The 13,781-nt window shown below is 66.3% G+C and carries 11 protein-coding genes; 9 read left to right on the forward strand and 2 right to left on the reverse strand.

Annotation, left to right across the window (positions count from 1 at the left end):
* Position 1 precedes the first annotated feature (1 nt).
* The 8 genes from ETR14_RS01315 to ETR14_RS01350 all read left to right on the forward strand — a co-directional run bounded on the left by ETR14_RS01315 (position 2) and on the right by ETR14_RS01350 (position 10,467).
* On the forward strand, positions 2–3,190 hold the full coding sequence (locus ETR14_RS01315; protein WP_129383006.1) for an efflux RND transporter permease subunit: 3,189 nt from the start codon (positions 2–4) through the stop codon (positions 3,188–3,190).
* A 63-nt stretch (positions 3,191–3,253) separates the two neighbouring features.
* Entirely contained in the window at positions 3,254–3,625 is a 372-nt protein-coding gene (locus tag ETR14_RS01320; RefSeq protein ID WP_165356262.1) for a hypothetical protein, read from the forward strand.
* A 161-nt stretch (positions 3,626–3,786) separates the two neighbouring features.
* Positions 3,787–5,928, forward strand: coding sequence for a TonB-dependent receptor (locus ETR14_RS01325; RefSeq protein ID WP_129383008.1), 2,142 nt, complete (start codon positions 3,787–3,789; stop codon positions 5,926–5,928).
* Positions 5,929–5,945: 17 nt separating this feature from the next.
* On the forward strand, positions 5,946–6,410 hold the full coding sequence (locus tag ETR14_RS28080) for a Fur family transcriptional regulator (protein WP_165356263.1): 465 nt from the start codon (positions 5,946–5,948) through the stop codon (positions 6,408–6,410).
* Positions 6,407–6,700 carry a hypothetical protein gene (locus tag ETR14_RS01335; RefSeq protein ID WP_129383009.1) on the forward strand — a complete coding sequence of 98 codons (294 nt, stop codon included), beginning with the start codon at positions 6,407–6,409 and terminating at the stop codon, positions 6,698–6,700. Before ETR14_RS28080 ends, ETR14_RS01335 begins: the two co-directional genes overlap by 4 nt.
* Positions 6,701–6,767: 67 nt before the next feature.
* Positions 6,768–7,166, forward strand: coding sequence for a MerC domain-containing protein (locus tag ETR14_RS01340; RefSeq protein WP_129383010.1), 399 nt, complete (start codon positions 6,768–6,770; stop codon positions 7,164–7,166).
* Between the two features lie 53 nt (positions 7,167–7,219).
* Positions 7,220–8,347: a DUF1624 domain-containing protein gene (locus ETR14_RS01345; protein WP_243455712.1), complete on the forward strand. Its 1,128-nt coding sequence runs from the start codon at positions 7,220–7,222 to the stop codon at positions 8,345–8,347.
* Positions 8,348–8,394: 47 nt separating this feature from the next.
* Positions 8,395–10,467 (forward strand): TonB-dependent siderophore receptor, encoded by a 2,073-nt coding sequence (locus tag ETR14_RS01350; RefSeq protein ID WP_243455713.1) that lies wholly within the window; start codon positions 8,395–8,397, stop codon positions 10,465–10,467.
* Between the two features lie 354 nt (positions 10,468–10,821).
* On the opposite strand, the gene ETR14_RS01355 is transcribed toward ETR14_RS01350, so the two are convergent.
* Positions 10,822–11,019 carry a VOC family protein gene (locus ETR14_RS01355; protein ID WP_206185937.1) on the reverse strand — a complete coding sequence of 66 codons (198 nt, stop codon included), beginning with the start codon at positions 11,017–11,019 and terminating at the stop codon, positions 10,822–10,824.
* Between the two features lie 125 nt (positions 11,020–11,144).
* Here ETR14_RS01355 and ETR14_RS01360 point away from each other — a divergent pair, with 125 nt between their 5' ends.
* Complete coding sequence (locus tag ETR14_RS01360) at positions 11,145–11,603, forward strand: hypothetical protein (RefSeq protein ID WP_165356264.1); 459 nt, start codon at positions 11,145–11,147, stop codon at positions 11,601–11,603.
* Positions 11,604–11,657: 54 nt separating this feature from the next.
* On the opposite strand, the gene ETR14_RS01365 is transcribed toward ETR14_RS01360, so the two are convergent.
* Positions 11,658–13,592 (reverse strand): TonB-dependent receptor domain-containing protein, encoded by a 1,935-nt coding sequence (locus ETR14_RS01365; RefSeq protein WP_165356265.1) that lies wholly within the window; start codon positions 13,590–13,592, stop codon positions 11,658–11,660.
* Positions 13,593–13,781: the final 189 nt, after the last annotated feature.

Here is a 13,781-nt window from a genome sequence, read left to right on the forward strand (position 1 = left end):
GATGCTGAGCCGCCTCATCGACCTTTCGGTCCGTTACCGCTTCGCGGTTGCGGCTCTCGCTTTGGTGCTGCTGATCTACGGGGGCCGCGAGCTGCTGCGGCTGCCCATCGACGCGGTGCCGGACATCACCAACAAGCAGGTGGTCGTCACCACCGTCGCACCTGCCCTCGGCCCCGAAGAGGTGGAGAGCCAGGTGACCTTTCCGCTGGAGACGGCGCTCGCCGGCCTGCCGGGCCTTGAGGGCACGCGATCGCTCTCTCGCCATGGCCTCTCGCAGATCACCGCGGTGTTCGACGACGACACGGACATCTACTTCGCGCGCAGCCTGGTCAACGAACGGCTGAGATCCGCCCAGGCCAGCCTGCCTCAGGGCGTGGACTTCTCGATGGGGCCGCTCGCCACCGGTCTCGGCGAGGTGTTCATCTGGACGATCGAGTTTCGCGGACCGGCGGCTCGCGGCGTCTACGTCACGCCCGAAGGCGAGCGCCTGACCAGCGAGACCGAGCGCGCGACCTATTTGCGAACGGTGCAGGACTGGATCGTCGCACCGCAGCTGAAGAACGTACCCGGAGTCGCCGCCATCGACGTGCAGGGCGGGTATGTGAAGGAATATGCGGTTCGTCCCGATCCGACGCGTCTCGCCTCGTACGGCATCGGCCTGCGCCAGCTCGTCGATGCGCTGGAACATGCGAACCAGGTCGCCGGCGCCGGCTATATCACGCGTGCCGGAGAGGCTTTCATCGTCCGCGCGGACGCGCGCATTCGCAGCATCGAGGAACTCGCGCAGACGCCGGTCGGCCGCCGTGCCGGTCTCGTCATTCGCGTCGCCGATCTCGCAACCGTCGGCCAGGGACAGGCGCCGCGGCTCGGTGCCGCCAGCGAAAATGGCCGGGAGGTCGTCATCGGCACTGCGATGATGCTGGCCGGAGAAAATAGCCGCCGCGTCGCGAGCCGCGTCGGCGACAAGCTCCAGGAGATCAACCGCAGCCTGCCTGCGGGGATCGTCGCGAACCCCGTGCTCGACCGCACCAAACTCGTCGATGCCACCATCCGCACCGTCGAACACAATCTTGCCTATGGCGCGCTGCTCGTCATCGCCGTGCTCTTCTTCATGCTCGGCAACGTGCGGGCGGCGATCATCACTGCGGCCGTCATTCCCCTCTCCTTCCTGTTCGCCGCCATTGCGATGCGGAGGTTCGGCATCAGCGGCAATCTGATGAGCCTCGGCGCTCTCGATTTCGGGCTCATCGTCGATGGCGCGGTGGTGGTGATCGAAAACACGCTGCGGCGCCTCGGCCTCCGCCGGCAGGAGATCGGTAGAGAGCTGACCATAGGCGAGCGCGTCGAGGCGGCGGCCGGAGCGGCGCGGGAGATGGCCCGGCCGGCGGCTTACGGACAGGCGATCATCCTGCTCGTCTTTGCCCCGCTGCTCGCTTTTCGGGGCGTCGAGGGAAAGATGTTCGCGCCGATGGCGAGCACCGTGATGTTCGCTCTGGCCGGAGCCTTCATCCTGTCGCTGACCTTCGTACCCGCGATGGCGGCCTTGCTGCTTCGGGCACCGGCCGGCAGCCACGCGGAGACGAGGCTTGCGGCTGCTGCGAACCGGCGGTTCGAGCCATGGCTTCGCAAAGCGGTTGCGGCGCCGGGGGCGGTCGCCGCCGGTGCGGCCCTGGCCCTGCTCGTCGGCGCGATTGCATTCATGAGCCTCGGGCGAGAATTCATCCCGCAACTCGACGAACATGACATGCTCGTTCAGGCCATTCGCGTGCCGTCGACCTCGCTCGAACAGGCGCAGCAGATGCAGTTCAGGGTGGAGAAAGCGCTGGCAGCCTTCCCCGAAGTCTCCCTGGTATTCAGCAGGACCGGCACCGCCGAACTCGCTTCCGATCCGATGCCGCCGAACGTCACCGACACGTTCGTCATGCTCAAGCCGAGGAAGGAATGGCCGGACCGCCGACTTCCCAAAGCGGAGCTGGTCGCCCGGATGGACAAGGCGCTCGGAAGGCTGCTCGGCAACAATTACGAATTCACCCAGCCGATCCAGATGCGGTTCAACGAGCTGATCGCCGGAGTCCGCAGCGACGTCGCCGTGAAGGTCTATGGCGACGACTTCGGCGCGCTCACGGCTCAGGCGAACCGCATCGCCGAGGTTCTGGCCGGCATCGACGGCGCTGCCGACGTGCGGGTCGAACAGGTCAGCGGCCAGCCGACGATCACCGCCAGCGTTGACCGGACCGCCGCGGCGGCGCTCGGCGTTCACGCCAGCGACGCCGCCGAGGCGCTGTCGATCGCAATGGGCGGACGGGAAGCAGGACAGGTGCAGGAAGGCGATCGTCGGTTCGACGTGGTCGTTCGCCTCGACGAGGCGACACGCGGAGATCCGGCGGTCATGAACCAGTTGCCGGTGATGCCCGAGGGCGCAGAAATGGGGTTCACCGCGCCCGTGCCGCTCGGGTCGGTGGCCCGCTTCGACACCGCCGAAGGCCCCAATCAGATCAGCCGCGAGAATGGCAAAAGGCGCGTAACCGTGCAGGTGAACGTGCGCGGCCGCGATCTCGGCTCCTTCGTGGAAGAGGCTCAGCGCCGCGTCGCCAAACAGGTGAAGGTGGAGCCGGGCTATTGGCTCGAATGGGGCGGCACGTTCGAAAATCTGGCGCGTGCCAGCGAACGGCTGATGATCATCATCCCACTGGTCGCGATGCTGATCGGAATCCTGCTGTTTCTGGCGCTCGGTTCGGCCGCCGAGGCGCTGCTCGTCTTTGCCTGCGTACCCCTGGCCCTGGTCGGCGGCACGCTGGCGCTGCTCATGCGAGGAATGCCGTTCTCGATCTCGGCCGCAGTCGGCTTCATCGCGGTTTCCGGCGTGGCTACGCTGAACGGGCTCGTCCTGATGCAGGCGCTGAAGGCGCGTCTCGAAGGCGCAGGGGATCGCCGGGAGGCGATCGTCGAAGCGACGATCGGACGGCTCAGGGCGGTTCTCACCACCGCTCTCGTCGCCATTCTCGGCTTCGCGCCGATGGCGGTGGCGAGCGGCGCAGGCGCCGAGGTTCAGAAGCCCCTTGCCACCGTGGTGATCGGAGGCTTGCTGTCCGCGACCCTGCTGACCTTGTTCGTACTCCCCTCGATCAGCCAGTGGGTGCTTCGCGCGCGGTCCCGGTCGTCGATGGCCGTGTTCAGTCCCGCGCGATAGGATAGCACGGTCATGCAGAGTGGCCTGGCGGCGCGAAGGAGCCTTGCATCTGCGCGCAATCCGATGATACATCATCGCACGATGTCGCGGTTGCTGACCCTCCTGACCCTGCTTGCGCTGATCTTCGCGAATAGTGCGGCGGTGGCAAGCGTGCTGTGCCAGCATGGCGACGCGCAGGCGCACGCCGCGGCTCTGCAGAGCGACGATGCGGCGGCGGCATCCGAAGCGCGGAGCGAAGACAGGGCGGAGCGCACGATCTCCGACCTGGCCTCGCTCGCCGATGCGGCGGCGGCGTCGCTCGCCGGCTATGCGCTGCCGCCGGAACCGATTTCGGTGCCGTTGCGCCTCCGCGCCCTGGAACACGACCAGCCCGGCGACGCGGCGCCGCTGTCGGGGCGGTCGATCTCGCCGATGCTGGAGCCGCCGCTGGTCTGATCGAGGGCGCCGAGACGGCGCCCTGACGGCCTGATTGCCATGCATGGTGCGCGCCGGCTCGCCCGCGCGGCTTTGCTCCAGGCCTTGCCTCCCAGCTTTCTCCTCAGGCGCGCACCGCGCCGACGCTGCCGTTCGGCAGCCAGCATTTTCGGAACCACCTCATGTTTCGCTTTACCCTGCTCGCGGGCACCGCCGCCGCGCTTGTTCCGCATATCGCCCTTGCCCAGACCGATGTTCCGCCGCCGGTGTCCGACACCGCCGTTGCGCATCATGAAGATTCGCCCGAAATCATCGTGACCGGCAATTATGTGCGGGAGCTCAGCCTGCTCTCCGGGGCTTCCGTGCTCACCGGTACGGAATTGCTGCGCGAGCTTCGTCCGCAACTTGGCGACACGCTGGCGCGCCAGGCCGGCGTATCCTCCACTGCGTTCAGCCCCGGTGCGTCGCGGCCGGTTTTGCGCGGCTTTCAGGGGGAACGGATCCGCATCCTCACCGACGGTATCGGTTCGATCGACGTTTCCAACACCTCCGCCGACCACGCGGTCACCATCGATCCCCTCACCGCGGAGCGGATCGAAGTGCTGCACGGACCCGCGGTGCTGCTGTTCGGCAGTCAGGCGATCGGGGGCGCGGTGAACGTGCTCGATCGTCGCATCCCGCGCGTCATTCCAGAGAGCGGCGCGCACGTCGACCTGATCGGGATATTTGGCTCCGCCGCCGACGAACGCAGTGTTGGCGGCGCCGCCGACGTCGCTGTCGGCGAGGGCATCGTGCTCCACGTCGACGGTAGCTGGCGTAAGACGGATGACCTTCGCACCGGCGGCTACGTCCTCTCACCGGCGCTTCGCGCGGAGCAGCTCGAGATCGCTGCGGAGGAGACCGAGGAAGGTCATCTCGACGAGGCCGCGGAGGCGACCGCGAACGCGAACCGGCGCGGACGAATTCCGAACAGCGGTACCGAGCAGAAGACGCTCGGTGGCGGCTTCTCGCTCATCCGCGACGGCGGCAGCCTGGGGGTTTCGGTGAGCTGGTTCGACAGCGACTATGGCGTACCCACCGCCCCCGGTGCCGGCCATCATCACGAGCATGAAGGCGAGGAAACCGGGGAAGAAGAAGGTGTTCACGAGCATGGCGAGGAAGCGGTCACCATCGGCCTGAAGCAGCTTCGCGCAGACCTGCGTGCCCAGATCAACGTCGGCGGGGACTTACTCGATCAAATCCGCGTCCGGCTCGGCGCCGCCGACTACAAGCACACCGAGTTCGAGGGCGACGAGGTCGGCACCATCTTCCGGACCCAAGCCATGGAAGGCCGGTTCGAGCTCGTCCAGACCGATCGCGGGGGCTGGCGCGGCGCCAGCGGGGCGCAATTCTTCCTGCGTGATTTCGAGGCGATCGGCGCCGAGGCATTCGTCCCACCGAACGAGACGAGTCAGATTGGCCTGTTCACGCTTCAGGAAGTCTCGATCGGCAAGATCGAGCTCGAGGCGGCCGGCCGCTACGAACACAGCAAGGTGCGCTCGATCGCCGCCGGCGTGGACCGCAGCTTCGACGCCGTGTCGGCGGCAGTGGGCGCGGCGTACGCGCCCGACGACCGTTTCCGAATCGGCGTCAATCTCTCGCGGGCGGAGCGCGCGCCGGCGGCGGAAGAGCTGTTGTCCAACGGTCCGCACGTCGCGACCCAGGCCTATGAAATCGGCGATCCCACGCTTGCGACGGAGAAGAGCTGGGTTTTCAAAGCCTATGCCCGCGCGCAGGCCGGCCCGGTACGGCTGCGTGCGAGCGCATTCGCCAACTGGTTCGACGACTATATCTTTCAGGCAGCGACCGGAGAGGAGCAGGACGCGCTTCCCGTCTTCCAATATTATCAGCGGGACGCGCGCTATTATGGGTTCGAGGTCGAAGCATCGTCGGACCTGTTCACGGCAGGCGGCGTCACCATCCGCGCCGACGGCGTAGCCGACTATGTTCGTGCCACCATCGATTCCGGCGGGCCGGTACCCCGCATTCCTCCGCTTCGTCTGCTGGGCGGGCTAGAGGCTACGGCCGCGAAACTGACCGCGCGTGCCGAGATCGAGTGGGTGGACGATCAGGACCGGGTGGCGGAATTCGAGGCTCCGACCGAAGGCTTCACGACGGTGAACGCGTCGGTTGCCTGGAAGCCGTGGCAAAGCCGCGAAACCACCCTGATCCTGTCGGCAAACAACATCTTCGACGTGGCGGCGCGGCGTCATGCTTCCTTCACCAAGGATTTCGTGCCTCTCGCCGGACGGGACATTCGCGTCAGTGCCCGAGTAAGTTTCTGAACTCCGGGAGATGCGCGATGCTGACACTCGCTCGTCCCACGCAGCGCCTGCGGTTCGAAGACTATGTCGCACATGCCGCCACCGGCGGCCTCCGCCTGACCGAACGCCGCCGCGACGTGCTTCGGCTGATCTGGAACGCGGCGCGCCCGATCGGCGCCTACGAGATCGCGGAACAGCTGGGTCGAAACGGCGCTTCGGCGCACCCGGCGATCGTCTATCGCTGCCTGCACCGCCTCGCGGAAGCCGGATTGATCATCCCGATCCTGAGCTGGAAAAGGCACGTTATCGCGCCCGTTCCGGCGGTCGGGCGTTGGGGAGTCCTGCTGTGCTCCACCTGCCGCGCGTGCACGCCGGTCGATCTTGGCCGTGAGCACCAGCTGCTGATCCAGCGGCTGCGCACGGCCGGCTGGACTCCGCGGATCTGGTCGGCCGAAGCGGAAGGTTTGTGCTGCGCCTGCCGCGAGGACGCGCCGTGCGCATGAACGGGGCGGTCCTCTTCGCCATCCTGGCTGCCGCAGTCCCGGAAGGCTCCGCAGTCGCGCGGGAGCCGGATCACAATCGTCTGTTCCGCGACGTCCGCCGCGGCGCGCTGGTGCCCCTCTCGGATATCGAGAAGGCCCTGCTGCCACAGATGCGGAACTGCCAGTATCTCGGCCCGGAATATGATCCGAGCGGCGGCATCTATCGCCTCAAGTTTCTGTGCGCTGGCCAAGTCCTGTGGATCGACGTCGATGCGCGGACCGGCCGCGTCGTTCGCCGAACTTCGCCCTGACGGCAACGTAGCAGCCTGACGGCGACCCCGCAGCCTGATGGCAAGGCCATTTCCAGAAGGTTCTCCCATGTCCCCCGAAACCTGCCGCCCGGCCCGAACCGGGCGCTCCTCGATCTGGCTCGATGCGGCCGGCGCCGCGGCGTCGATCGCCTGCCTTGCCCATTGTCTTCTGCTGCCGGTGGCGATCGCTCTTTTGCCTGCACTCTCGGCGATCCTCACCATTCCCGAAGAGACGCATCTCGTTGCCTTCGGACTGGCCGTTCCGATCAGCGGCTGGGCGATCACCCGTGGCTATCGTCTGCACGGCATCCTCCATCCCGTGACGCTGGGCGTCGCCGGGCTCGTTGCGCTCGGCCTCGGCGCGCTTGCCGGATTGCCGTGGCTCGCCGAGACGGGATGCACCGTTGCGGGCAGCCTGCTGCTCGCGATCGCCCACCTGCTCAACTGGCGGCTCCGGAGCGCATGACGATGTCGCCGTCGAAGCCCGTTCCTGCGCAGAAACATGCTGCAGCCTCCGCCGTGTCCCGGATCCAATCGATCGACGCCCTGCGCGGCACCGTCATGCTGCTCATGCTCGTCGATCACGCGCGCGAATTCTTTTACATCCACGCGCAGGTCTCCGATCCGATGGAGGTGGAGACCATCGATCCCCTCCTCTTCTTCACCCGGATCGCAGCCCACCTCTGCGCGCCCGTCTTCGTGGCGCTGACCGGCGTCGCGGCATGGCTCTACGGGCAAAGGCATGGCCGGGCCGCCGCCTCCGGCTTCCTGCTCAAGCGGGGCCTGTTCCTGATCGTGCTGGAACTCACGGTGGTCAACTTCGCGTGGACCTTCGCGATGCCGCCGCAGACGCTCTTCCTCCAGGTGATCTGGGCGATCGGGCTGTCGATGATCGCGCTTTCGGCACTGATCCGGCTGCCTGCGAAGCTCCTCCCCGCCATCGGTCTTGTCCTCCTGTTCGGACACAATCTGCTCGATCCGATCAGCTTTGCTCCGCACCAGAGCGGCCACGCCGCCTGGGCCATTCTCCACGATCGCGGCTATCTCGATCTGACGGACACGTTGCGGGCACGGACCTCCTATCCGGTGCTGCCGTGGATCGGCGTGATCGTGCTCGGCTGGTCGGCAGGCCCCTGGTTTTCACGCGGCGCCCGACAGGAGGAGCGCATCCGGCGCCTGGCCGCAATCGGCATCTCCGCTCTCGCCATCTTCCTCTTGCTGCGCGCCACCAACGTCTATGGCGATCCCGCGCCTTGGCTCGATGGCGGATCTCCGCTCCGGACGATGATGAGCTTCGTCAATCTTACCAAATACCCGCCTTCGGCAGACTTCCTTCTGCTGACCCTGGGAGTCGGCGCCCTGCTGCTCGCCGCGCTCGAGCGGGCGCCGGCGCGGCTGGTCGCAGCGCTGGCGGTGTTCGGATCGGCCCCGCTCTTCTTCTACGTCGTCCACCTCTACGCCCTGCACCTGCTGAACCTCGCCGCCATCCTCGTCGTCGGGCCCAATCAGGGTATCGCGTTCAGCGTCCCGAACGTGGGCGCGCTGTGGCTGCTCGCCGCCGGCGTCGCGGTGCCGCTTTGGTTCGCCTGCCGCTGGTTCGTCGGCGTGAAGCGGCAAAGCCGAAACCCGCTGCTCACCTACCTTTGACGGCCGACGGAGCCGCTCACCTCATCTTTTCCTCGCCGGAGTTCCTCGTGTTCGATCCACTCGTTTCCGCGCTCGCCTTTCTGTCCAGCCCCGAGGCGCCTGCCGCCGCCACCCCGATTGCGAGCGTCGACGCGGCCGCCCCGGCTGCCGAAAATGAAGAGATCGTCGTTCTGGGGACGCGGCGCGCGCCCGCCGATCGAACGCTGTCGTCCGACGTGGTCACCGAACGGATGTCGCCGTCGAGCCGATCGGTCGAGCGCGATCTGCTCACAGCGGCAGGCGCCTATCGGCTTTCGGATGCGCTGGAACTGATCAGCGGAGTCAGCAATCAGAACAATCGCGGCGGCTTCCTGGACAATTTCGCGATCCGCGGTTTTCTCGGCACGCCGGACGGAGGTGCCGAATATTATGTCGACGGCTTTCTCGCCAATCGGGGCATGGGGCCGCCACGAGATCCGGCTACGGCCGAACGGATCGAACTGCTGAAAGGCCCTGCCGGCGCCTTGTTCGGAGACATCGATCCGGGCGGCCGCGTCAACATCGTCTCGAAGACGCCGCGTTTCGATCCGTCCGCGCAGATCGTCCTGACCTATGGCAGCTTCGACGGGAAGCGGGCCGAAGTGGACGTGACCGGACCGTTGACCGACACGCTCGCGGCGCGGATCGTGGTCGCTGCCGAGAATAGCGACGGGTGGCGGGATTTCGTGACGCTGAAGCGCCGGGCGGTGGCGCCTTCGCTCACCTGGATGCCCCTGCCGGACCTGCGGCTTACCTATGTCGGCGAGTTGACCTCGTTCGATGCTCCCTTCGATCGCGGCATTCCGGCGGTGGATGGCGATCCGAATGCCCTGCCGAGCGACCGCTTCTATGGCGAACCTGGAGACGGGATCACCCGCTTCCGCAACCGGCGGCACCAGCTGACCATGCTTGCCGGATTGGGCGATCGCCTGACCCTGAACGGCGGCGTCGCCTACCGCAGCGGATCGCTGAAGGGCTTTTCCTCGGACCAGTCGCGGCTCGTCGGTACCACCCTGTGGCGCCAGCGTCGCCAGCGCGACTTCGAGGTGGAAGACTTCTCGGCCCGGCTCGAACTCGCCGGCGAGTTCGGACAGCATCGCGCCAGCATCGGCATCAAGGGCTACACGCTCGACTATCAGGAACGATGGATGCGGCGCAATCCGACCGCAGCGAACCCCTATCCGATTTCGATCTACGATCCCGTCTACGGAGGCACGCCGCCCGCCTTGCTTCCGTTCACCAACAATCGCGAGACGCGCAAGGCCGCGACCCTGTACGTCCAGGACATGTGGTCGGTGAGCGACCGCTTGACAGTCTCCGGGGGCATCCGTCTCGACGCCCACCGGCAGAAGATCCGCAACCTGCTGACCGATCGGATCGCAGTCACCGTCGGCGAACCGGTTAACTTCCGGATCGGCGGCCGATACGCGCTCAGCGACGTCGTGGCGATCCAGGCGAACTGGGGCGAGAGCCACCTGCTCAACTCCGGAACCGGGCGGACAGGCGACGGCTTCGCGCCCGAACGCGGCCACGGCTACGAGCTTGGGATCACCGCCGCATGGCCGGGCATCGACCTTGCCCTCACCTGGTTCGAGATCGAGAAGCAGAACATCCTCACCACCGATCCGGTCGATGCCAGCTACCTCGCGCCGGTCGGCAAGCTGACCAGCCGCGGGATCGAGTTCGACGCCGCGATCAAGCTCGCCAACCGGTGGCAGATCGTCGCCAATTATGCCTGGACTCCGGCGCGCGCCGACGACGCCGCCTTCGCCACCGATGCGGTGCTGAACGTCCCGGATCATTCCGCGAACCTGTTCGCGCTCGGGCGCTTTCTGGACGATCGCGGGCGCGGCGTAACCGTGAGCCTGGGTGCGAGCTACGTCGGCGACCGCGCCGGCACGCTAGACGCGAGCGGATTGATCCTGCCCGCTTACGTCAAGGCCAAGGCTGCAGCGGAATATGTCGTGTCGCCCGCGCTCACGCTACGGCTGGAGGCCGACAACATCTTCGACGCCCGCTACGCCCAGAGCTCGTACAATGCCTTGTGGATCTATCCCGGGGCCCCGCGAACCGTTCGCGCCTCGGCGCGCCTGGCATTCTGATCGCGTCGCCTGTCGCCATGGAGCGTCCGGCCCTGCAACGCATCAACAGCCGTTGACATCGCTGGCCGAATGCTTATGTCTACATCCGTTGACATCGTCGTGCCGCGTCGGGCGGCCGCTCTTGCGGAGCGGCCGCGCACCGTCGGGGACGCAGAGTTCGGGACAGGTTTATGCGTTTCATGGAAAGACTGGCGTCGCATCCGCTCTCCTTGGGTCTGCTGGGGTTCGCCGGCGGCGCGATGATGTTCTTCGTGCAGCATCCCGTCACGCTCTAACGCACCGTTCCCGCGGCGCCCCTGCGGGTCGAATTGTGTTTAGTGTCCTTCAATTGAAGGACGGTGGCTTCGAGCGTGATCAGCGAAGGTCTTCGGCGAGGCCGATGAGGATGCCTTCGGGACTGCGAATGTAGCAGAGCCGGTAGGTGTCCTGGTACCGGACCATTTCGCCGACGAGCTCGGCGCCGCGGGTACGCAGCCTCTCCAGCGTGTCGCCGAGATCCTCGACCGCGAACATGACGCGAAGATAGACCGGCGCGTTCCGATGATCCGCCACGGTCCCGGCGTGAGGAAATCCGCACCTTCCAGATCGCTACGTCACCGTTCTCGCCATGGGAACGAATTGACGCACGATGCCATCCATACGATGCTTTCGCGCCGAAAGACTTGGGGGTGCGTGCAGTGGACGAGCAGATGATGCTGCTGGTGATCGTGATGGTCACCTTGACCGTGGTGCTTTCAACCGGGCTTGCACTGTGGCTGATCGCCCGCCTCCGGCGGAAATCGGACCAGCCGCTTTCGCGCGAGCCGACCGGAGCAATGCTGGTGCCGGTGCGACAACTCAAGCGCAGCTACCGCCTGCTTGGCTATTCCAGCAACAGCATCAACCCAAAGCTTGCGGTCACGTCGGACGGGTTGGACTTCAAACTGTTCAAGCCCGACCATTGGCGGTTTGCCGACATCGCACGCGTCGAATTCGTCCGAATGCCCTTCGTTACCCGCCTGGAGATCAAGAGCCGCTCGGACGGGCGCCTTTATGTCGATCTCGCGGACAAGGCGCGCGCCCGCGACCTGCTGCGGGCGCTGCCGGCCGACCTTCCCTTTACCGCCCGTGCGCTTTCGCTTCGCGAGAATGCCTGACCACTCGAGTGCACCGCGTGGCTGGAGCGCAGGCGGGACAGCGCACCCACCCGCTCAGAGATCGGCGGCGAGGGTCAGCAGAAAACGTCGATTCTCGATGAACTTGAACGATGCATTGGGTGCGACGTCCCAGGCGTAGAGATTGAAGATGTTGGTGATTTGCGCGCGCACCGTGACGGGGGCGTCACCGACCCGGAAGCGGAAGCGGCCGCCGATGTCGATGGTCGTTCGAGGTTTCGTGCGCAGCTGCCTGCCGCCGAGCGCGCCAGGGCCTCGGGGGCTGGCGACCTCTCCGGCCAGGCTGGTGATGCCGAGATCGAGTGAGAGCGCGTCGAAGAAAGGGAAGCGGTAGTCCAGATTGGCGCGAAACGTTCTTGCACTGGTACCGACCGGCTTGGGTCCGATCACGCCGAGATCGACCGCGTCTCCGGCAACGTCGGCATCCAGGAACACCGCGCCGGCAACGACCGTTAATCCAGCGCTCGGCTGGCCCGCGAGAGACAGTTCGATGCCGCGGTGCCGCACGGTTCCAAGCTGTCGGTAGAATCGCTCCGGATCCGTGTTGAAATAGGGTTTTCGGACGTCGAACAGCCCGGCGACCAAGCTGAGACGCGGCAGGATCGCGTAGCGAAGCCCGGCATCGCGCTGGCTGGTGCGAAGTGCCGGCGGCGCCATGTTGCGATTGAGGGCGTTGGACGGGGCAGTTGCGCTGTCTTCGAGCCCGCGCGTGTAGCCGCCATAGGCAACCAGCCTCTCGGTAAGGTAGAGCGCCAAGGTGCCGTTGTAGAGCCACGGGCCGGCGTTCGTGATGAGCGCGGGTCTGTCCGGAACCAGGCTGGTCTTCCGATAGTCGGTTTTTTGAAGGCCGAGGCTCAGCTCGGCGACTCCGGGCCAGCGCAATTCGTAGCCCATGCCGGCAGTGACCTGACGAATCTCGTCATGTGAAAGCGGACCGAAATCGAAGACCGGCTCCGGCACCGCCATCTGCCGGCCGATCACCGCCGGCCCGAGCTCCTGCACATCGGCGCCGCCATAGCGCCGCTCCGTCCTGCGCCCGCGCACGGCGACATGGAGGGTGTGCCGCCGCACCCCATCCGTGACCGCGAAGGATGCACGCGCGTCTCCCGACGTCGACTTCGCCGTCTGATCGCGCGTGGTCACCACCGTGCGATCTCCCGTCCCGTCGGGCTGGACATTGCGGTAAAGCTCGACCGGGTTAAGCAGCACATGGTTTTCCGAACGGAACAGGCCCGCCCTGATCTGCCAGGCATCGGATATGCGAACGGTCGCAGCGCTTCCGTAGAAATGACGCCGGACTTCGGTTCTGATCCAGTCGAGGCCGAAATAGCGCCGCGCAATCCTCGGCGGCAGGTAGGAACCGCCGGTGAAGATGTTGCCGATGTCGAGATCGTCCATGATCGCGCTGCGTGCGTAGAAGGATCGGAGTTCAACGCGATCCGATGGCCGCCAGCGCAGAACCCCTCCGGCCTGAAAGGTTCGGCTGTCCTCACCGCGAAAGGCTTCTTCGTAACGGTAGGCGAGACCGGCGGCGAGGCTGAGCCGATCGCGCACGATGGGAAGCTGCGCATCGATATCCACGGCGACCGTCCGATTGGGCCCCAGATAGAGGATCGGGCTGAGAATCGCCTCGTCGGCGGAAGCCCTCAGCGCATAATCGGCGATGCCGGTCGGGGCCGGGAATGGATAGCCTTGGGCGGTCAAACCTACCCTGATGGTGGAGCCGGCCGCGATGCGACTGGTGAAGCCGCCATGTTCGGTGACGGAAAGCCCCTCGACCCGGATGTTCCCGGCGCTGGTGGGGCTGAAGCCGCGCACGTCTCCGGCATTGTACAGACCGATCTTCTCGTTGCCGACGCTGGTGCCGAACGCGTCGTCGGCCGCCTTCACCACATTCTCGTCCGCGCGCTGGGCGAGCGCCGGCGCGGCGGTCGCGACCAGAATGGCGGCAAGGCTGAGGGACCGGACCATTTCGAAGGATCTCCTTGATCCCTTCTCTGTGCCGCTGTCCTTGCTGCCGTCGAAGTGCCGGAGGTCGCGCGCCAAAGTCGTGACTTCCGGCCTATGGCGACGTCGGTCCCCCTGTGGCAGCATCGCCCGATGACAGGTGCGCTGCGATTTCTCTCTCCGGGTCGGCCCTCAGCCGCTGCGCTGAGGAGG

The organism is Sphingosinicella sp. BN140058, assembly GCF_004135585.1.
GTDB lineage: Bacteria > Pseudomonadota > Alphaproteobacteria > Sphingomonadales > Sphingomonadaceae > Allosphingosinicella.

Coding starts and splice junctions, on each gene's coding strand:
- ETR14_RS01315 (WP_129383006.1), top strand. CDS start 2: ATGCTGAGCCGCCTCATCGACCTTTCGGTCCGTTACCGCTTCGCGGTT.
- ETR14_RS01335 (WP_129383009.1), top strand. CDS start 6,407: ATGAACGGGGCGGTCCTCTTCGCCATCCTGGCTGCCGCAGTCCCGGAA.
- ETR14_RS01340 (WP_129383010.1), top strand. CDS start 6,768: ATGTCCCCCGAAACCTGCCGCCCGGCCCGAACCGGGCGCTCCTCGATC.
- ETR14_RS28080 (WP_165356263.1), top strand. CDS start 5,946: ATGCTGACACTCGCTCGTCCCACGCAGCGCCTGCGGTTCGAAGACTAT.
- ETR14_RS01320 (WP_165356262.1), top strand. CDS start 3,254: ATGATACATCATCGCACGATGTCGCGGTTGCTGACCCTCCTGACCCTG.
- ETR14_RS01365 (WP_165356265.1), bottom strand. CDS start 13,592: ATGGTCCGGTCCCTCAGCCTTGCCGCCATTCTGGTCGCGACCGCCGCG.
- ETR14_RS01325 (WP_129383008.1), top strand. CDS start 3,787: ATGTTTCGCTTTACCCTGCTCGCGGGCACCGCCGCCGCGCTTGTTCCG.